The organism is Motilibacter aurantiacus, assembly GCF_011250645.1.
Lineage (GTDB): Bacteria > Actinomycetota > Actinomycetes > Motilibacterales > Motilibacteraceae > Motilibacter_A > Motilibacter_A aurantiacus.
The window spans coordinates 15,914-35,511 of sequence record NZ_JAANNO010000005.1 but is presented as its reverse complement, the minus strand read 5'-3'; the positions used below and the strand labels follow the sequence as shown (position 1 = coordinate 35,511).

Sequence of the window (19,598 nt, the reverse complement as noted above, 5' to 3'; positions counted from 1 at the left end):
GTCGGGCGGGCCGGCGCACGCGCCGGCCCGCGCGGCGCGGGCCGGTGGTCGGCTCGGCCGCCCGAGGGCGGCACGGCGAGGGCCTCCGGCGCGAGCACACCCGCACTGTCGGTGGGGCGTGGTGAAGTGGAAGCACCATGACCGCCGCACCCGTCTCCCGGCCGACCCACCGGCCGGCCCACCGGATCCACGTCCCCGCGCGCGCGGCCGGGGCCGTCGCCCTCGACGACGCCCAGGCGCGCGTGGCGGCGCACCGCTCGGGGCCGCTGCTCGTCCTCGCCGGGCCCGGCACGGGGAAGACGACGACGCTCGTGGAGTCGGTCGCCGCCCTGGCCGAGGACCCGGTCTCGCCGCTGCAGCCGGAGCAGGTGCTCGTGCTCACCTTCAGCCGCCGGGCGGCGCTGGAGCTGCGTGAGCGGGTCACGGCCCGGCTCGGCGGGGCGACCGGGGCGCCGGTGGCCTGGACGTTCCACTCCTTCTGCCTGTGGGCCCTGCGCACCCACCGCTCGACCGCTGCGCTCCCGGACGACGACGCCGAGCTGCGGCTGCTGTCCGGCCCGGAGCAGGACGTCGCGGTGCGCGAGCTGCTCGCCGGCATCGGCGAGGGCGTGGGACAGGTGCAGTGGCCCGAGCGGCTGCGCGCCGCCCTCGGGACGCGCGGCCTCGCGGAGGAGGTGCGCGCCGTGGTCGCGCGCGCCCGCGAGCTGGGCCTCGACCCGCCGGACCTGGCTCGCGCCGCCGAGCGGGCCGGCCGGGACGACTGGGCCGCGGCGGCGGCCTTCTTCAACGAGTACCTCTACGTCCTCGACGCGATGGGCGCGGTCGACTACGCCGAGCTGGTGCACCGCGCGGCCGCCCTGGCCGAGGAGCCGGAGACGCAGTCGGCGCTGCGCCGGCGGTTCGCCGCCGTGTTCGTCGACGAGTACCAGGACACCGACCCGGCCCAGGAGCGGCTGCTGCAGGCGATCGCGGGCGACGGCCGCCACCTCGTGGCGGTGGGCGACCCGGACCAGTCGATCTACGCCTTCCGCGGGGCCGACATCAGCGGCATCCTCGAGTTCCCCGACCGCTTCGCCCGCGCGGACGGCGAGCCGGCCCCGGTCGTCACCCTGCGCCGCTCCCGCCGGGCGGGCGAGCGGCTGCTGGCCGCCAGCCGCTCGGTCGCGTGCCGGCTGCCGATCCGGTCCCTGCCCCGCGAGCAGGTCGCCGAGCACCGGGCGCTGGTCCCGGGGGTGGCGGAGCCGGGCCGGGTGCAGGTGCGCACCTACCCGTCGGCCGCTGCCGAGGCCGATGCCACGGCCGACCTGTTGCGCCGCGCCCACCTCGAGGACGGGGTCCCCTGGAGCCGGATGGCCGTGCTGGTGCGCAGCGGGCGCCGCTCGGTCCCGCTCGTGCGACGGGTGCTCGGGGCTGCGGGCGTCCCGGTCGCCGTGGCCGGCGACGAGCTGCCCCTCGCCGAGGAGCCCGCCGTGGCCCCGCTGCTGCTCGCGCTCACGGTGGCCAGCGGGCTCGGCGACGACGAGCCCGCTGAGCCCGGCGGCCCGCGGCGCCCCAGCCCCGAGCAGGCCCGCACCCTGCTGCTCTCGCCGCTCGGCGGCGCCGAGGCGGGCCGGCTGCGCGCGCTCGCCCGCGAGCTGAGGGCGGAGGAGAAGGCCGCCGGCCGGCCCGTCACCCCGTCGGACCAGCTGCTGCGCGACGCGCTGCTCGACCCGCGGCGCCTGGTCGCCGCGGAGGACCGGCTGGCCGCCCCCGTCCGCGCGCTCGGCTCGCTGCTGGCGAAGGCGTCGGCCGTGCTGCACGACGGCGGGCCGGCCGAGGAGGCGCTCTGGGTGCTCTGGGACGGCACCCGCTGGCCCCGGCGCCTGGAGCAGGCGGCGTACGACGGGGGCGCGGCGGGGCGGGCGGCCGACCGCGACCTCGACGCGGTGGTCGCACTGTTCGACGCGGCGGCCCGGGCCGACGAGCGGCCCGGGGTCCGAGGGGCGCGGCTGCTCCTCGCCGAGCTCGGCGCCCAGCACATCCCCGGCGACACGCTGGCCGAGGGCTCGGCCCGCACGGAGGCGGTGCGGGTGCTGACGGCGCACCGGTCCAAGGGGCTGGAGTGGGACCTGGTCGTGGTGCTCGGCGTGCAGGAGGGCGTCTGGCCCGACCTGCGCCGGCGCGGGTCGCTGCTGGAGCCGGACCGGCTCGGCCGGCACGGGCTGACCGAGCCGCCCGGCCCGTCGGAGGTGCTCGCCGAGGAGCGCCGGCTGTTCTACGTGGCGGTGACGCGCGCCCGGCAGCGGCTCGTCGTGAGCGCGGTGGCGAGCGCGGACGACGACGGCGAGCGGCCCTCCCGTTTCCTCGACGAGCTCGGCGTGCCCGTCGAGGCGGTGAGCCGCCGGGTCGTGCGCCCGCTGTCCGCGGTCGGGCTCGTCGCCGACCTGCGACGCGCGGCGGTGGACCCGGCCGAGACCCCCGCGCTGCGCGCCGCCGCCGCCCGCCGCCTCGCCGACCTCGCCGCCGCCGTGGACGACCGCGGCGTTCCGCTCGTCCCCGCCGCGCACCCCTCGCGCTGGTGGGGGCTGCTCGACGTCACGGACCCGGGGCGGCCGCTGCTGGAGGAGGGCGCGGCGATCCGCATGTCCGGCTCGTCCCTGTCGGGGCTCACCGCCTGCCCGCTGCGCTGGTTCCTCCAGCACGAGGCGGCCGCCGACGCGCCCACGACGGCCGCGATCGGGTTCGGCCGGGTCGTGCACGTGCTCGCCGACGAGGTGGCCCGCGGCGGGCTGCCGGCCGAGCAGGCCGCGCTGGACGCGCGCATCGACGCCGTCTGGGACTCGCTCGCCTTCGAGGCGCGGTGGCAGTCTGCGCAGCAGCGCGCGGCGGCCAGCGATGCCGTGCGCCGGTTCCTGGCCTGGCACGCCGCCACCGCCGCCCGCGGGCGCAGGCTGCTCGCGACCGAGCACGAGTTCCGGGTCGAGGTCCCGACGCCGGACGGGACGGTGGTGCTGCGCGGGACGGCCGACCGGGTCGAGCTCGACGCCGACGGACTGGTCCACGTCGTCGACTTCAAGACCGGCAAGACGCCGCCCTCCTCGGGAGAGGTGGCGGTGCACCCGCAGCTCGGGGCCTACCAGCTGGCGACGGAGGCCGGGGCGTTCGACGGGCTGCTGCCGGAGGGCGCCCCCGCCGACGGCCCGCGCACCGGCGGGGCGGAGCTGGTGCAGCTGCGGGTCGAGGACTCCGGGATGCCGAAGGTGCAGCGCCAGGCCGCTCCCGAGCGCGACGAGCACGGGCGCACCTGGGTCGAGGACCTGCTCGCCGGTGCGGTGGCCCGCGTCGTCGGCGAGGACTTCGCGCCGACCCCGAGCGACGCCTGCGCCCGCTGCCCCTACCGTCGGGCCTGCCCCGCGCAGCCCGAGGGCAGGGGGGTGGTGGAGTGAGCGGCGCCCCGCTGCGCCGGCCGGAGCAGCTGCGCGGCCTGCTCGGGATCCCCTTCAGCCCGCCCCAGCTCGACGCGGCCACCGCGCCGCTCGAGCCGGGCGTCGTCGTGGCCGGCGCCGGCTCGGGCAAGACGACCGTGATGGCCGCCCGCGTCGTGTGGCTGGTGGGCAGCGGCGCGGTCCGGCCCGAGCAGGTCCTCGGGCTGACCTTCACCAACAAGGCGGCCGCCGAGCTGGCGGCGCGCGTCCGTGCGGCGCTGCTCAAGGCCGGGGTCGGCACGGCCGGCGAGGGCGCCGTCGAGGGGGACGGCCAGCCGACGGTCTCGACCTACCACGCCTTCGCCGGCCGGCTGGTGGAGGAGCACGGGCTCCGGCTCGGGGTCGAGCCGCGCGCCCGGCTGCTCGCGGACGCCACCCGCTTCCAGCTGTCCGAGCGGGTGCTGCGCCGCGCCGCGGGGCCCTTCGTCGAGGTGACCAAGCCGGTGTGGATGCTCGTCGACGACCTGCTCGCGCTCGACGGCGAGCTCTCCGAGCACCTCGTGAGCACGCAGGAGCTGCGGGCGTACGACCGCGAGCTGCTCCGCGAGATCGACTCGCTGGCCAAGGCCCCCGTCAAGGTCAGGAACATCGCCGCCGCGGCCCGCAAGCGGCTCGAGCTGGCCGACCTGGTCGACGCGTACCGCGCGGAGAAGGCTGCTCGCGACCTGCTCGACTTCGGCGACCAGCTGGCCGTCGCGGCCCGGCTCGCGGAGGGCTTCGCCGAGGTCGGCGCCGCCGAGCGCGACCGGTTCCGCGTCGTGCTCCTCGACGAGTACCAGGACACCTCGGTGGCGCAGCGGCGGATGCTCAGCGCCCTCTTCTCCGGCGGTCACCCGGTCACCGCCGTGGGCGACCCGTGCCAGGGGATCTACGGCTGGCGCGGGGCGTCCGTCGCCAACCTCGACGACTTCCCGCGCCACTTCCCGCGGGCCGACGGGTCGCCGGCCCCGCGGCGCAGCCTGGTGGAGAACCGGCGCAGCGGCTCGCGGCTGCTCGACCTGGCCAACACGCTGGCCTCCGCCCTGCACCTGCGCCACGGCGTCGAGCCGCTCGCCCCGTGCGAGGAGCGGGCCGGCGCGGGCGACACGGTCTGCGCGCTGCTCCCCACCTACGCCGAGGAGGTCGAGTGGGCGGCCGGCCAGGTGCGCGCCGCCCTCGACGCCGGGACGCCGCCGGGCGAGGTCGCGGTCCTCGTCCGTGCCCGCAGCGACTTCGCCGCCCTGCACGCCGCGCTCGCCGCGCGCGACGTGCCGGTCGAGGTCGTCGGGCTCGGCGGCCTGCTCGCCCTGCCCGAGGTGGCCGACGTCGTGGCCACGCTGCAGGTGGTGACCGACCCCACCGCGAACGCCGCCCTCGTCCGGCTGCTCACCGGCCCGCGGTGGCGGGTCGGCCCGCGCGACCTGGCGCTGCTCGGGCGGCGGGCCCGTGAGCTGGTCGCGGAGCCGACCCTCGCCCTGCGCGTGGAGGAGGACGCGGTCGAGGTGGGCAGCCCGCTCGACCGCGCCCTGGAGGAGGCCGTGGCCGGGGTGGACCCGGCCGAGGTCGTGTCGCTGCTCGACGCCGTCGAGCACCCGGGCCCGCACGGCTACAGCGCGCAGGCCCGGGCCCGTTTCGCCGCGTTCGCCGGCGAGGTCGCCGAGCTGCGCCGGATGTCCGGCGAGCCGCTGCTGGACCTGCTCACCCGCCTGGTGTCGGTGCTCGGGCTGGACGTCGAGCTGGGGGCGAGCCCGGCCGCCGTCGCCGCCGGCCGCCGCGAGTCGCTGGCCGCCTTCCTCGACGTCGCCGCCCGCTTCGTCGACCTCGACGGCGACGCCTCCGCGACGGCGTTCCTGGCCTTCCTGCGGGCGGCCGACGAGTACGACCGGGGCCTGGACACGACGGCCCCGAGCACGGCAGACACCGTCAAGCTGATGACGGCCCACAAGTCCAAGGGGCTCGAGTGGGACGTCGTCGTCCTGCCCGACCTGACCCACAAGGTCTTCCCGTCCACGCGGGGCCGCGACCGTTGGACGACCAACGGGCACGTGCTCCCCAACGGCCTGCGCGGCGACGCCGACGCGCTGCCCGAGCTGGTCGAGATGACCGGCAAGGGCGTGACGGCGTACGAGGAGGAGGACCGGTCCGCCGCCGAGCTGGAGGAGCGCCGGCTCGGCTACGTCGCCGTGACCCGGGCGCGGCGCTTGCTCGTCGCCAGCGGGCACTGGTGGGGGCCGACGCAGAAGGGCGTGCGCGGGCCGTCGCCCTACCTCACCACGATCCGCGAGCACTGCGAGGCGGGCGCCGGCACCGTCGCTGCCTGGGCGCCCCGGCCCGAGGAGGAGTCCAACCCCGGGCTCGGGACACGGGGGGAGGACTGGTCCTGGCCGGCACCGCTGGACGCGGGTGCCCTCGCGCTGCGCCGGGCTGCCGCCGACGCCGTGCTCGACCGCCTCGCCGCGCTGCGCCGGGAGCCCGCCGACATGCTCCCGCTCGACTTCGGCGAGGCGCCGGACGCGCCCTCCGACGAGGGGCTCGCGCCCGACGACGCCCGTCGCGTCGCCGAGTGGGACCGTGACGCCGACCTGATCCTCGCCGAGCTGCGCCGCAGCCGCTCCCCGCGGCGCGACGTCGAGCTGCCCGCCGCGCTGTCCGCGTCCCAGCTGCTGCGGCTCGCCGCCGACCCGCAGGGGCTGGCCCGCGACCTGCTGCGGCCGATGCCGCGGCCGCCCGCCCCGGCGGCCCGGCGGGGGAGCGCCTTCCACTCCTGGGTGCAGGCGCGTTTCGCCCAGCAGCCGCTGCTGGACGCGGACGCGCTGCCGGGCGCCGCCGACGCCCACGTCGACGACGACGTGGCGCTCGAGGAGCTGCAGGCGGCCTTCCTGCGCACGCCGTACGCCCGCCGCGAGCCGGTCGCCGTCGAGGCGCCGTTCGAGCTCGTGCTCGCCGGGACCGTCATCCGGGGCCGGATCGACGCGGTCTACGCGACCGAGGGCGGGTTCGAGGTCGTCGACTGGAAGACCGGCGGCGAGCAGGCCGACCCGCTGCAGCTCGCGGTCTACCGGGTGGCGTGGGCGCAGCTGCACGGCCTGCCGCTCGAGCGCGTCGACGCCGCCTTCCTCTACGTGCGCAGCGGCGCGGTCGTCCGTCCGCCGGCGCTGCCGGGGCTCGCCGAGCTGGAGCGGCTGCTGCTTGCGGGCGGCGGCCCCGCCGGCTCGTCGCGCACGGGAAGGGGCTGACCGATGGACACCGAGCAGCTGCGCGCCTACGCCCTGGCGCTTCCGGAGGCGGAGGAGCGCGAGACGTGGGGCCACCCGACGTTCCGGGTGCGCGACAAGATGTTCCTCACGCTGTCGGGCGACGGGTCCGGCGGCACGGTCAAGGCGACGCTCGCCGACCAGGCCGAGCTCGTGGCGCAGGACCCGGGGACGTGGTCGGTGCCGGCCTACGTCGGCCGGCACGGCTGGGTCGGGTTCGTGACCGCCCGGGTCGACGCGGCCGACCTGGAGCCGCTGGTGGTCGAGGCCTGGCGGGCCACCGCGCCCGAGCGGCTCGTCAGGGCCTACGACGAGGCCCGCAGCGCCGGAGCCTGAGTCACGGCCTGCGCAGCGTGACCACGAGCCCGGTGTGGTCGGAGACCGGCAGCGACGGCGCCTGGACCACGTCCGCCCGCCACCCGCCGAGCCCGTCGCCGAGCACGTGGTCGAACTGCACCCGGGGCCGGTACGACGGGTACGTCGCGACCCGCGCGAGCGACTCCCACCCGGTCACACGGCGCGGCAGCGGCCCCGGCAGGTTGAAGTCGCCCAGCAGCACGCGGGGAGCGGGGAGCTCCGCCCGTGCCCATCGCGCGACCCGCGCGAGCTGCCGGACGTTGTAGCCCGGCACGAACGACAGGTGCGCCGTCACCACGGACACCCGGCCGTACGGCGTCTGCACCACGGCGGCGACCGCCGACCGCGGCTCGTCCGGGACCGGCATCAGCCGAGGACGCGGGTGTGCCGGGACGAGCAGCGGAAGCCGGAACGGCGCAGCAGCGAAGCGCAGTTCTGCCCAGCGGACGACCGGCCAGCGCGAGACGAGCCCGATCCCGTACGCGGGGGCGGGCCCGGCGGAGTCCTCGTCCGTCGCGGGCCGCCAGGTGCGGGTCAGCCCCGGCGTGCCGACGAGCGAGGGGACGAACCGCCAGCCCGCCGCGCCGAGCTCCTCGGCGGCGGCCCGGACCTGCTCGACCCCGCCCGACCGGTCCTGCCGGAAGTCGGCCTCCTGCAGCCCCAGCACGTCCGGCGCGAGCTCGCGCACCGCGGCGCGCAGGTCGTCCTCGCGGGTCTGCCCGGTGCGCAGCGAGACGCCGTGCAACAGGTTGAGCGTCGCCAGGCGGAGTCCGGTCACCGCGCCAACGGTAGGGCGCCGCCGGTCCCCGCGCCCGCCGGAGGGCCCGGGGGTCAGCCGTTGCCGACGAGGATGCTGCCGGAGTCGGTGCGGACCTCGACCCGTGAGGCCGCGTCGGGGTCGCGCTGCACGCGAACGCGCTCGCTGCCGGAGTCGGTCTGGGTCGTCACGGCGTAGGCCGACGACGCCGGCAGCAGCAGGCTCACCGAGCCGGAGTCGCTGGACGCGGTCACCTCGGTCGGCGGCCGCGTCAGCACCAGCCGCTGGGACCCGGAGTCCGAGCTGAGCGCGACCCGGCTCGACCGCCCCCCGTACGCCCGGATGCTGCCGGAGTCCGAGCGCAGGGTCAGGTCGCCCTGCACCTCGCTGGCGGTGATGCTCCCCGAGTCGGTCTGCACGTCCACGTTGCCGCGGATGCCGACGGCCTCGACGCGGCCGGAGTCGCTGCGGACCGTCAGGTCGCCGACGACGGAGCTGACGAGCACGGAGCCGGAGTCGTTCTGCAGCGAGAGCGCCGTCTCCCGCGGGACCCGCAGCGTGAGGTCGACCGACGGGGTCCACGCCGTCGTCCAGCTGCAGTCGACGTCGACCACGAGCGCCGGGCCCTCGCGGCGCACCTCGCGGGTGGGCCGGGCGAGGGACCAGGAGTCCTTCCAGCTCGCGGACACCGTCTCGCGCGCCTGCTCGCCGACGACCGTGATGCCGCCGCCGCACATGCCCCAGGACTCGACGCGGATCGACGTGATCCCGGAGCCGTACTCGGCGGACGAGCTCGCCGAGTGGCGGGACATGAGGATCACCATGGTCAGCGCGCCGTACGCGATGAGCGCCAGCGCGAGCACCGAGCCCAGCAGCATCAGCGGGAAGCGCGCGGGGTGCGGCGGCGGGGCGGGAGCGGCGGGCGGGGTGGTGGCCAGCTGCTCGGTGGGGGCGCTCATGCGCTCGCTCCTCGGGACGGGTCGGGGGTGGTGGCGTCGGCGGGCAGCTCGGCGCGCAGCAGCGTCGGGCCGCCCAGCGGGCTGGAGACGGTGAGCGTGCCGTCGGCGGCGGCGACCCGGCCGGCGAGGCCGCGCAGCCCGCTGCCGGCGTCGGGGTCGGCCCCGCCGCGGCCGTCGTCGCGCACCTCGACGAGCAGGCGCGGGCCGACCCGGCGTACGAGCACCGCGGCCTCGCGGGCCCCGGAGTGCTTGGCGACGTTGGCCAGCGCCTCCACGACGGTGAAGTAGGCGACCGCCTCGACGGCGGGAGCCGGGCGCGGTGAGACGTCGACGTCGAGCCGGACCGGCACCGGGCTGCGGGCGGCGACCGACGAGAGCGCGGCGTCGAGCCCGCGGTCGGTGAGCACCGACGGGTGCAGGCCCCGGGCGAGGTCGCGCAGCTCGGCGAGGGCCTGCTTGGCCTCGACGTGCGCCTCGTCCAGCAGCCGGCTCGCCGCCTGCGGGTCGTCCTCGAGCTTCCCGCGCGCCCGCCCCAGGCTCATCGCCAGCGACACGAGCCGCTGCTGCGCCCCGTCGTGCAGGTCGCGCTCGATGCGCTTGCGCTCGGCGTCCGCGGCGGCCACCACCTCGGCGCGCGTCTCGGTCAGCGTCCCTACCCGGGCCTGCAGCGCGGCCCGCTCGTCGCGGCCCAGCAGGGCTCTGGCCAGGGAGGACTCGACGAGCGCGGCGACCTGGGTGACGGCCGGGGCGAGCGCGAGGGCCAGGGCGCCGCAGGCCGTCCAGGCCCCGAGCTTCCAGGCCTCGTCCAGCAGGGGCAGCGCGTCGCGGTCCATCCGGGCGGACCAGGCCGGCACGGTGAAGAGCGCCGCGCCGGTGCCCCACAGGGAGAAGACGATGCTGAAGCTGAGGCAGGAGACGGGCAGCAGGGCCGCGCAGTACGCCACCTGCCGCCACTGGGCGCCCGAGCGCAACTGGGCGCCGAGGCGGCGCAGGAACGACGTGCCGGGCGGCGCCGCGGGGCCCGGGGCGGGGATGTCGACCCCGAGCAGCGCCCGGGCGCGCCCGCGCTCCATGGCCGCGAAGCCGCGGACGCACCAGAACGTCACCGCGAGGAGCGGGACGCCGAGCAGGAAGGCCGGGAGCAGGCCGAGCGAGAGCGCGAGCATCGTGACCGTGACGACGAACAGGACGATCGCGATCCAGAGGCTGAGCGCGAGGTAGGACAGCGCCCCCAGCAAGGTCGGCCTGGGTGCGCCGGGCGCGGCCGCGGGGGCTGCCGTCGCGGTGGCGGGGGCCGCCGGTGAGGCACTGGGGAAGGACATGTCGCCAGGCTAGGGAGACGGGCAGCGCACGACCATGAGGCGAGTCGCCGTCTTCGGGCTGGGGATATCCCCACCCTCGTGCCGTCGCGTGCCGTCGGTGGCCGCCTCCGGGCGGGGATGCCGCCCGACTACGCCCGAAAGTAGGCTCGCGCACCGTGACCACAGTCCCCGAGTACGTCGCCACGCACGCCGACGAGTGGCTCGTCGGGCTGCTCGACTGGCTCCGGATCCCCAGCCAGTCCGGCGACCCCGGCCTCGCGCCGCAGGTCCGGCGCAGCGCCGAATGGCTGGCCGGCGCGCTGCGGGCGGCGGGCTTCCCGACGGTGGAGGTCTGGGAGACCGGGGGCCACCCCGCGGTGTACGCCGAGTGGGTGAGCGCCGACGCCGACGCACCCCAGGTTCTGGTCTACGGCCACCACGACGTGCAGCCGGTCGACCCGCTCGAGGCGTGGACGAGCGCCCCCTACGAGCCGCGCGTGGTGGGGGACAAGGTGTTCGCCCGCGGCGCGGCCGACGACAAGGGGCTCGTGGCCTTCCACCTGCTCGGGGTGCGGGCGCACCTGGCCGCGACCGGGCGTACCACCCCGGCGGTGACGCTGCGGGTCCTCGTCGAGGGCGAGGAGGAGTCCGGCTCGCCGAACTTCCCCGCCCTGCTGCGCGCGCGCCGCGACCGGCTCGGCTGCGACGTGGTCGTCGTGTCCGACACCGGCATGTGGGGGCGCGAGACGCCGTCGGTGGTGACGAGCATGCGCGGGCTGGTCTCCTGCCAGCTCGACCTCGTCGCCCGCGACGTGGACCTGCACTCCGGCTCCTACGGCGGCGCGGTGCACAACGCGGTCACCGAGCTCACCCGGCTGCTCGCGGGCATCCACGACGCCGACCGGCGGGTCACGGTCCCCGGCTTCTACGACGGCGTCGTCGAGCCGTCGGCGCAGGAGCGCGAGCTCATCGCGCGGCTGCCCTTCGACGAGCGGGACTGGCTCGCGGTGGCGCACTCGACCGAGGGGGTCGGCGAGGCCGGCTGGTCGACGCTCGAGCGGGTGTGGGCACGCCCGACCGCGGAGGTCAACGGTGTCTGGGGCGGCTACACCGGCCCGGGCACGAAGACGATCATCCCCCGTGAGGCGCACGCCAAGCTCTCGTTCCGGCTCGTCGCCGGGCAGGACCCGGCGCAGGTCCGGGCCGCCGTCGAGGCGTGGCTCGCCTCCGCCGTCCCGCCCGCGCTGCGCTGGTCGGTCGAGTGGGAGGGGGACGGCGTACGCCCCTGCGCGACCCCGCTCGACGCCCCCGCGCTGTCGGCGGTGCGGGAGGCGATGGGGCGGGCGTTCGGCCAGGAGGTGCTCGTGACCCGCGAGGGCGGCTCGGGGCCGGAGGCCGACCTGCAGGACATCCTGGGGGCGCCGGTGGTCTTCCTCGGCACCGCGCTCCCGGACTCCGGCTGGCACGCGCCGGACGAGAACGCCGACGTGCCGATGCTCCTCAAGGGCGCCGAGGCCGCGGCGTACCTCTGGGAGACGCTGCCCGGGGCGCTGCGCGCATGACACTCGGGGAGCTGGCGCTGTCCCGGGCGGCGGTCGACCGCTCGGCGTGGGTGCGCACCGCTGAGGCCGAGCTGGCAAGGCTGTGGTCCGATTCGCGAACCCGCGTGCTGCGGTTGCGCGAGGAGGGGCTCTTCCCCGTGGTCGGGGACCCGCCCGCGCTCGCCCTCGAGGCGCCGTCCGACGAGGACTGCGCCGGCCGGGTGTTCCTCGGGCTCGACGACGACGGCGTGGGCTACTTCGCCACGCTGCCCCGCCCCGGCCGGGTGGACCCCGACGACGACGGGCTGCGCCTGGCCTCGCTGCGGGACGTCGGCTCGCTGCTGAGCGCGCGCGACGTCGGGCTCGCGGTCAACGCCGTCGCCCTCGGCCACTGGCACGCCCGCCACACGCACTGCCCGCGCTGCGGCGCCCCCACCGAGATCGTGTCCGGCGGGCACGTGCGCCGCTGCACCGCGGACGGCAGCGAGCACTACCCGCGGACGGACCCCGCGGTCATCATGGCGGTCACCGACCCGGACGACCGGCTGCTGCTGGGCCGCCAGCCGCGGTGGCCGGAGAAGCGCTTCAGCACGCTCGCCGGCTTCGTGGAGCCGGGGGAGTCGATCGAAGCCGCCGTGCGCCGCGAGGTGGCCGAGGAGGTGGGCGTCGTCGTCGGCGACGTGACCTACCTCGGCAGCCAGGCGTGGCCCTTCCCCGCCTCGCTCATGCTCGGCTTCTCGGGGCGCGCGACGACGACGGAGCTGCGCGTCGACGGCCACGAGATCGCCGAGGCCGTCTGGGTGTCGCGCGACGAGCTCGCCGCCGCGACCGCGTCGGGGGAGATCCTGCTGCCGCCCGGCGTCTCCATCGCGCGGCGCCTCATCGAGCACTGGTACGGCGGGGAGCTCGCGCCCGACGGCACCTGGCGCTAGCCGGCCGCCACCACACCGGGCCCCCCGCGCCCCCGTCCAGCGGGGGGAGCGGAGGTCAGAGGCCGTAGGCCTCCAGCAGCCGCAGGTAGACCTCGCTCACGGTGGGGTAACTGGCCACCGCGTGCCACAGCGTCTCCAGCGGCACCTCGGCGGTCACCGCGACGGTGGCCCCGTGGAGCAGCTCCGCGACGTCCTGCCCGACGAAGGTGAACCCCAGCGGGACGCGGCGCTTCTCGTCGACGACCATCGACGCCTTGCCCTTGTAGTCGTCGGCGACCAGGGACGCGCCCGCGACCCAGCCCAGGTCGTACTCCACGACGCGCACGTCGTAGCCCTGCTCGCGCGCCGCCTTCTCCGTCAGCCCCACACTTGCGACCTGCGGATCGGTGAAGACGACTTGTGGCGTCTTCTCGTGGTCCGCGTACGCCGTGAGCTTGGCGCCGTCGTCGGGCTCGCCCTTCGCGCGGGCGACGACGACGTCCCCGCAGGCGCGGGCCTGGTACTTGCCCATGTGCGTCAGCAGGTTGCGGCCGTTGACGTCGCCCACCGCGTACAGCCAGGGCAGGCTGGTGGAGCGCAGCGAGTCGTCGACCTCGATGGCCTTCGAGGCGTCCAGCCCGACGGACTCGAGCCCGATGCCCTCGGTGGCGGGGCGCCGGCCCAGGGCGGACACGATCTGGTCGGCGACGAACGTCTCGTCCCCGGCCGTCACCGTGACCGTCCCGTCGCCGGACCGCGACACCTCCGACACCTGAAGCCCGGTGCGTACGTCCACGCCCTGTGCGCGCAGCCCGTCCGCCACCAGCTCCCCGGCCCAGGGCTCGTTGCGGTCGAGCAGCCCGCCGCGGGAGACGAGCGTGACCGCCGAGCCCAGCCCCGCGAGCATCGCGGCGGACTCGCAGCCGACGACGCCGCCGCCGAGGATCACGACGCGGCCCGGCACCGCGTCCACGTTCGTGACCTCGCGGCTGCCCCACGGGCTCGCCTCGCGCAACCCGGGGACCGGCGGGACGGTGGGCCTGCTGCCCGTGGCGAGCACCACTGCGTGCCGCGCCGTGAGCGTGTGGGCGGCCGAGCCGTCCACGAGCACCTCGACGCGCTTCTCCCCGGCCAGCCGCCCCCGGCCGCGGTAGAACTCGGCGCAGATGGACCGCACCCACTCGGTCTGGCCGGAGTCGTCGTGCCCGCCGTCAGCGGTGCGCTTGACGACCTTGTCCCGGCGCGCGAGCACCGCCGCCGGGTCGACCTCGGCGCCGCGGACGCCCTGGATGCGCTTGGCGGCCTCGACCAGCTCGACCGGGCGCAGCAGCGCCTTGCTCGGCATGCACGCCCAGTAGGAGCACTCACCCCCCGCGAGCTCGGCCTCGATCACGGCCACCGAGAGGCCTCCGGCGGTCATCCGCCCGGCCGCCACCTCCCCGACCGGCCCCGCCCCGACCACGATGACGTCGAACTCGCGCTCGTCCATGAGCGCATCGTGTCAGGCAGTGATCGTGACGGCGAGCCCCGGGCCGCGCCCCTCGATCACGGGCCGGGGCCGGGCCGGGGGGCCAGCGGCAGCGAGCTCGTCCGGCGCACGCTGCCCGCGCCCCCGTACCCCACGAGCAATAGCCTGTCCGACCATGCGTCCCGATGTCGAGGCCCGCCTGCTCGCCCGTGCCGCCCGCGCCCAGGCCGAGGGCCGCGTCCCGTCGCTGACCGCCGGCGTGGTGCAGGACGGGGAGCTCACCTGGTCGGCCGGGCGCGGCGTCGTCGACGGCTCGCGGCCGGACGCCGACGTGCAGTACCGCATCGGCTCGATCACCAAGACGCTCACCGCGGTGCTCGTCATGCGCTTGCGCGACGAGGGCCTGCTCCGCCTCGACGACCCGGTCGAGCGGCTCGCGCCGGGGACCCCGTTCGGGCAGCGGACGGTGGCCCAGCTGCTGGCCCACACGAGCGGCATCACCGCCGAGTCGCCGGGCCTGTGGTGGGAGCGCACCGCGGGCGGCGACTGGGAGGCGCTCGCCGCCGCCACGGCTGCCCACGACGTCAAGCACGCGGCCGGGACGCGCTTCCACTACTCCAACCTCGGGTACGGCGTGCTGGGGCGCGTCGTCGAGGGGCTGCGCGGCCGCTCGTGGGCCGGCTGCGTGCGCGCGGAGATCCTCGAGCCGCTCGGCATGCGGCGCACGTCGACGATGCCGGAGGCCCCCGCCGCTCCCGGGCTGGCCGTCCACCCCTGGGCCGACCTCGTGCTGCCCGAGCCGGGGAACGACCACGGGGCCATGGCGCCGGCCGGGCAGCTCTGGTCGACCGTCGAGGACCTCGCGCGCTACGCCCGGGTCTTCCTGGGCGCGGCCCCGGAGGTGCTGTCGCCGGCGACGGTGCAGGAGATGTCGGTCCCGGGCGGGGTGGACGAGCGGCCGTCGGGCTGGTCGGCGTACGGGCTCGGCCTGCAGGTGCACCGGGACGCCGACGGGCGGACGCTCATCGGGCACGGCGGGTCGATGCCGGGCTTCCTGGCCTCGTTCCTCGTCGACCCCGCCGAGCGGACGGCCTCCGTCGTGCTCGCGAACACGACCGCCGGGCTCGACATGTCGATCGGCACCGACCTGCTCGCGACCCTGCGCGAGCTGGACCCCTACGTGGTGCCCGAGTGGGCGCCCGCGACGGACGCGCCGGAGGCCGTCCTGGAGCTGCTCGGCCTCTGGCACTGGGGGCCGGCGCCGCTGGCCCTGCGCCTGCTCGGCGACGGGATGCTCGAGTTGGTCGCCTTCCGCGGGCGGGGCCGGGAGTCGCGCTTCCGCCGCGAGGGGCAGGCCTGGCGCGGCCTCGACGGCTACTACGCGGGCGAGACGCTCCGGGCCGTACGCCGCGAGGACGGCTCGGTGAGCCACCTGGACCTCGCGACCTTCGTGCTCACGCGCGGCCCGTACGCCCCGGACGACGTGCAGCCCGGCGGCATCGAGCCACCGGGCTGGCGTACGTCGGGCTGAGCGGGCGTCAGGTCACGCGACGGCGAGCTTGGACTGCACGTCCTTGAGCGAGGGGTTGGTCAACGCCGAGCCGTCGGGGAACCTCACCGTCGGGACGGTGCGGTTGCCGCCGTTGACGCCCATCACGAACTCGGCCGCGGCCGCGTCCTGCTCGATGTCGACCTCGCTGTAGGCGATGCCGGCACGGTCCATGGCCGACTTCAGGCGGCGACAGTAGCCGCACCAGGTCGTGGAGTACATGACGACCTCGCGGGCCGCGTCGGACATGGATCGCTCCTCGTCGTCTGGGCCGGGGGAGTCCCGGCGCCGTTCTCGCTGTCCACAACGTGGGACCGGTCCACATCCTTCCCCGCACCGGCCGCGGCGCCTCGGCTCCGTCGGCGCGGGCTGCGACCATGGGGCGGTGTTGCCCGTTGCCGCCTCGTCCGACGCCGGCCCGCATGCCGCCCCCGACGCCGACTCGGTCCTGGAGACCCTCGACCCCGAGCAGCGGGCGGCCGCCCGGGCGCTGGCCGGCCCGGTCGTCATCCTGGCCGGCGCCGGCACCGGCAAGACGCGGGCGATCACCGCCCGCATCGCTCACGGCGTGCTCGCCGGCGTCTACGTCCCGCAGCAGGTCCTGGCCGTCACGTTCACCGCGCGGGCGGCCGGCGAGATGCGCACCCGGCTCCGGGCGCTGGGTGTCGAGGGCGCGCAGGCGCGCACCTTCCACAGCGCCGCGCTCCGTCAGCTGCAGTTCTTCTGGCCCCGCGTGGTCGGCGGGGACCTGCCCACGATCGTCCCGCAGAAGGCCCGCTTCGTCGGGGAGGCCGCGTCCCGGCTCGGGCTGCCCACCGACCGGACCAGCGTGCGCGACCTCGCCGGCGAGGTGGAGTGGGCCAAGGTCACCCAGACCCACCGCGACGACTACGAGCGCGTCGCCGCTGCGGCCGGCCGCGTCCCGCCCGCGGGGCTCGCGGCGGCGGAGGTCGCCCGGCTGCTCGGCGCCTACGAGGAGGTCAAGCGCGACCGCGGGGCGATCGACTTCGAGGACGTCCTCGTCTATGCCGTCGGCCTGCTGGCCGACAACGCCGAGGTCGCGGCGCAGGTGCGGCGGCAGTACCGCCACTTCGTGGTGGACGAGTACCAGGACGTCAGCCCCCTGCAGCAGTCCCTGCTGGACCTGTGGCTGGGCGACCGCGACGAGCTCTGCGTCGTCGGCGACCCGAGCCAGACCATCTACTCCTTCACGGGGGCGACCCCCTCGCACCTGCTCGGGTTCCGGCGGCGCTACCCGCACGCCACCGAGGTCCGCCTGGTGCGCGACTACCGCTCGACCCCTCAGGTGGTCGCTCTGGCCAACGCGCTGCTCGCCCGGGGCGGTCCCGCCGCCGCCGGCGCCCGCCCGCTCGAGCTCGTGGCGCAGCGCCCCCCGGGCCCCGCCGTGCGCTACGTCGAGCACGCCGACGAGGCGGCCGAGGCCGACGCGGTCGCGAAGGAGGCCGCGCGGCTGATCGGCGGCGGCGCCCGGGCGAGCGAGATCGCCGTCCTCTTCCGCACCAACGGGCAGAGCGAGGCCTTCGAGCAGGCCCTCGCCGACGCCGGCGTCCCCTACGTGCTGCGGGGCGGGGAGCGGTTCTTCGAGCGCCGCGAGGTGCGCGAGGCCCACCTGCTGCTGCGCGGCGCCGCCCGGGCGGGCGAGGGGGAGGAGCCTGCGCCGGACGCCGCGCGCGCCGTGCTGTCGACCATGGGCTGGACGCCGGATCCACCGCGGGCGGGGGGCGCGGCCCGCGAGCGGTGGGACTCCTTGAGTGCCCTGGTGCGCCTCGGCGAGGAGCTCGCAGCGTCGCGCGGGGCCGCGTCCCTGCAGGACCTGGTGGCCGAGCTCGACGAGCGCGCGGCCGTGGCGCACGCGCCGACGGTCGAGGGCGTGACGCTCGCGTCGCTGCACGCCGCCAAGGGCCTGGAGTGGGACGTGGTGTTCCTCGTCGGCCTCGTGGAGGGGCTCGTGCCCATCTCCTTCGCCGAGACCGACGAGGAGGTGGCCGAGGAGCGACGGCTGCTGTACGTCGGGGTGACCCGTGCCCGGGAGCGGCTGATCCTGTCGTGGTCGCGTGCGCGCGGGCGCCGCCCGTCCCGCTTCCTCGACGGCCTCCGGCCCGGCGGCTCGGCTCCCGAGCGCTCGGGCCGTGGCGACCGGGACGGCCGGCGCGGCCGTGACAAGCGGGCGCTCGCGACCGTCTGCTCCGGCTGCGGGCAGCCGCTCTCCGGGGCCGCCGAGCGCAAGCTCGGCCGGTGCGGCGACTGCCCCGCGGCGTACGACGAGGAGCTGTTCGCCCGGCTGCGCGACTGGCGGCTGCGGTTGTCGAAGGAGCAGTCGATCCCCGCCTTCGTCGTCTTCACCGATGCGACGCTCGCCGCGATCGCGCAGGCGACGCCGCGCAGCACCGCGGAGCTCGCCCGGGTCCCGGGCGTCGGCGCGGCCAAGCTCGACCGCTACGGCGCGGACGTCCTGGCGCTCGTGCGCGGTGAAGAGCCCGCCGGACGTGCCGACGAAAAATAGGGTTGCTCTCGTATCACCGACCGCACTACGGTCTCTGACAACCGAGAGAAGGGGCTGCGACCGGCAGCCCCACGCCGTGGATGGAGGTGCGCTCGTCATGGAGAACATGAACGTGTTCGCGCCTTCCCTTGCGCGTGACGTCCTGCCGTTGACCGATGCCTTCTGGCGTCCCGGCACGTCTGTCTCGGTGTGCCCCGTTCTGCCGTCGCTCGCGCCTGCCTTCCCGGCCGACGTCTGCCCGGTGAACGACGCCGTCCGGGTCGCGGGTGTGGCTGCTGCTGCCGCGGTAGCCGTGCCGGCCGTCGTCGCTCCCGTCGCTGGCCTGCCGGTCGCCGTCATGCCGCTCGCCGTCATGCCGGTCGCGCAGGTGCCGTTCGCGGCAGCTGCCCGCCGTGCCGCCGTCGTGGCGCCGGCCGCGGCGAAGAAGCAGGCGCACACGTACGCCCGCCCCCGTGTCCACGGTTCCCGAGCCTGGAGCCCCCCGGTCTGACCAGACCGGCAGCCTCCAGGGCCGCGGAACCCGACACCGGGATCCGCGGCCCTTCTGTTTGTCCGAAGACCAACGCCCGAAGTTCAGATTGCCGAAGCAAGAATCCTGAAGGGGGTGGCATCCGTGCAGCTCATGGAGCTGACGGACTCCATAGAGGACGTCCTCGACGCGGTCCCGTGCCGCAGGGACGACCCGGAGCTCTTCTTCGCCGAGTCACCGGCGGACGTCGAGCTCGCGAAGGCGCTCTGCCGCGACTGCCCGGTCCGGGCCGCCTGCCTGGCCGGTGCGCTCGACCGGCAGGAGCCGTGGGGCGTCTGGGGCGGTGAGCTGTTCGTGCAGGGCGTCGTCGTCCCGCGCAAGCGGCCGCGCGGCCGCCCGCGCAAGAACCCCGTCGCAGCCTGACCCGCTCGCCCGACCATCCGATTCTATTTCGACGGAACGAGAAATGTTCACCTTCGCCCCCGCCCCCGCCCGACGCGCCTACCCCCAGCTCGACGACCGGAGCAACGCCATGTCACTTCTGCACGAAGCACTCGCGCGTGCGCAGTATTCGGAACGCCTGGACGAGGCCGAGCACGTACGCCGGCGGCTGCGTCACCTCGCAGCCGCCAAGGCCCGCCGGCGCGCCGAGCGCGCTGTCTCGCGGGCGCGCCGGTTGAGCGCGCTCGCCGACCTGCCCGGATAGCCACCGTCCCGGCAGCAGCAGGCTCCGGCCCGAAGGGCCGGGGACGGGGGCGGGGCGTCGCAGGCGCGCCCCGCCCGCACGACCAGGGCTCCGTGGCGTCGAAGCGACGGAGCCGGCGAGGGACGGAACGACGATGAGCAGACTGTTGGCGGTCTACGCCGCCCGTCGGGCCCTGGCCGCGGTGCTCGCGGCCCAGCCGCGGGCGAGGTCCCGACCGCGCCCCGGGGCGACCAGTCGCGGAGGGGTCAGCGCCGGGCGCGCGCCCGGGACGAGCCGAGGTACGCGACGACCAGCACGACCACGACCACAGCCAGGAGGACTGCGCCCGTGAGGGCGAGGAAGAGACCGACACTCACGGG

Annotated in this window: 15 protein-coding genes; 10 read left to right on the top strand and 5 right to left on the bottom strand. The window is 76.6% G+C overall.

Going from position 1 to position 19,598, the window contains the following annotated elements; translation table 11 throughout:
* The first annotated feature begins 137 nt into the window (after positions 1–137).
* The 3 genes from G9H72_RS10415 to G9H72_RS10405 are packed head-to-tail and all read left to right on the top strand — an operon-like array spanning position 138 to position 7,033.
* Positions 138–3,425 (top strand): ATP-dependent helicase, encoded by a 3,288-nt coding sequence (locus G9H72_RS10415; protein WP_166170667.1) that lies wholly within the window; start codon positions 138–140, stop codon positions 3,423–3,425.
* Positions 3,422–6,679 (top strand): ATP-dependent DNA helicase, encoded by a 3,258-nt coding sequence (locus G9H72_RS10410; RefSeq protein ID WP_331272173.1) that lies wholly within the window; start codon positions 3,422–3,424, stop codon positions 6,677–6,679. Before G9H72_RS10415 ends, G9H72_RS10410 begins: the two co-directional genes overlap by 4 nt.
* Positions 6,680–6,682: 3 nt before the next feature.
* Complete coding sequence (locus tag G9H72_RS10405) at positions 6,683–7,033, top strand: MmcQ/YjbR family DNA-binding protein (protein WP_166170665.1); 351 nt, start codon at positions 6,683–6,685, stop codon at positions 7,031–7,033.
* 1 nt (position 7,034) lies between these two features.
* Here G9H72_RS10405 and G9H72_RS10400 read toward each other — a convergent pair whose 3' ends face one another.
* From G9H72_RS10400 to G9H72_RS10390, 3 genes are read right to left on the bottom strand one after another with little or no spacing between them, the layout of a single operon-like run.
* Positions 7,035–7,832, bottom strand: coding sequence for an endonuclease/exonuclease/phosphatase family protein (locus G9H72_RS10400; RefSeq protein WP_166170662.1), 798 nt, complete (start codon positions 7,830–7,832; stop codon positions 7,035–7,037).
* A 53-nt stretch (positions 7,833–7,885) separates the two neighbouring features.
* The gene (locus tag G9H72_RS10395) at positions 7,886–8,770 is read right to left on the bottom strand and encodes a DUF4097 family beta strand repeat-containing protein (protein WP_166170660.1); all 885 of its coding nucleotides are present in this window, start codon (positions 8,768–8,770) and stop codon (positions 7,886–7,888) included.
* Positions 8,767–10,092: a sensor histidine kinase gene (locus G9H72_RS10390; RefSeq protein WP_166170658.1), complete on the bottom strand. Its 1,326-nt coding sequence runs from the start codon at positions 10,090–10,092 to the stop codon at positions 8,767–8,769. The genes G9H72_RS10395 and G9H72_RS10390 overlap by 4 nt, the downstream gene beginning before the upstream one ends.
* A 155-nt stretch (positions 10,093–10,247) precedes the next feature.
* Between G9H72_RS10390 and G9H72_RS10385 the strand changes: the two genes are divergently transcribed.
* Both G9H72_RS10385 and nudC read left to right on the top strand, forming a co-directional pair.
* Positions 10,248–11,633: a dipeptidase gene (locus tag G9H72_RS10385; protein WP_166170656.1), complete on the top strand. Its 1,386-nt coding sequence runs from the start codon at positions 10,248–10,250 to the stop codon at positions 11,631–11,633.
* The gene (gene nudC / locus G9H72_RS10380; protein ID WP_166170654.1) at positions 11,630–12,544 is read left to right on the top strand and encodes an NAD(+) diphosphatase; all 915 of its coding nucleotides are present in this window, start codon (positions 11,630–11,632) and stop codon (positions 12,542–12,544) included. The genes G9H72_RS10385 and nudC overlap by 4 nt, the downstream gene beginning before the upstream one ends.
* A 55-nt stretch (positions 12,545–12,599) precedes the next feature.
* On the opposite strand, the gene G9H72_RS10375 is transcribed toward nudC, so the two are convergent.
* Entirely contained in the window at positions 12,600–14,012 is a 1,413-nt protein-coding gene (locus G9H72_RS10375; RefSeq protein ID WP_166170652.1) for a dihydrolipoyl dehydrogenase family protein, read from the bottom strand.
* 154 nt (positions 14,013–14,166) lie between these two features.
* Here G9H72_RS10375 and G9H72_RS10370 point away from each other — a divergent pair, with 154 nt between their 5' ends.
* Positions 14,167–15,522 (top strand): serine hydrolase domain-containing protein, encoded by a 1,356-nt coding sequence (locus G9H72_RS10370; protein WP_166170650.1) that lies wholly within the window; start codon positions 14,167–14,169, stop codon positions 15,520–15,522.
* A 12-nt stretch (positions 15,523–15,534) separates the two neighbouring features.
* Here G9H72_RS10370 and G9H72_RS10365 read toward each other — a convergent pair whose 3' ends face one another.
* On the bottom strand, positions 15,535–15,789 hold the full coding sequence (locus G9H72_RS10365) for a mycoredoxin (protein ID WP_166170648.1): 255 nt from the start codon (positions 15,787–15,789) through the stop codon (positions 15,535–15,537).
* Here G9H72_RS10365 and G9H72_RS10360 point away from each other — a divergent pair.
* The 4 genes from G9H72_RS10360 to G9H72_RS10345 all read left to right on the top strand — a co-directional run bounded on the left by G9H72_RS10360 (position 15,788) and on the right by G9H72_RS10345 (position 19,239).
* Positions 15,788–18,064 (top strand): ATP-dependent DNA helicase UvrD2, encoded by a 2,277-nt coding sequence (locus G9H72_RS10360; protein WP_166171181.1) that lies wholly within the window; start codon positions 15,788–15,790, stop codon positions 18,062–18,064. The two genes, G9H72_RS10365 and G9H72_RS10360, sit on opposite strands and share 2 nt — an antisense overlap.
* Positions 18,065–18,161: 97 nt before the next feature.
* Positions 18,162–18,554, top strand: coding sequence for a hypothetical protein (locus G9H72_RS10355; RefSeq protein WP_166170646.1), 393 nt, complete (start codon positions 18,162–18,164; stop codon positions 18,552–18,554).
* Positions 18,555–18,659: 105 nt separating this feature from the next.
* Entirely contained in the window at positions 18,660–18,956 is a 297-nt protein-coding gene (locus G9H72_RS10350; RefSeq protein WP_407939585.1) for a WhiB family transcriptional regulator, read from the top strand.
* A 43-nt stretch (positions 18,957–18,999) separates the two neighbouring features.
* Positions 19,000–19,239, top strand: coding sequence for a hypothetical protein (locus G9H72_RS10345; RefSeq protein ID WP_166170644.1), 240 nt, complete (start codon positions 19,000–19,002; stop codon positions 19,237–19,239).
* Positions 19,240–19,598 lie beyond the last annotated feature (359 nt).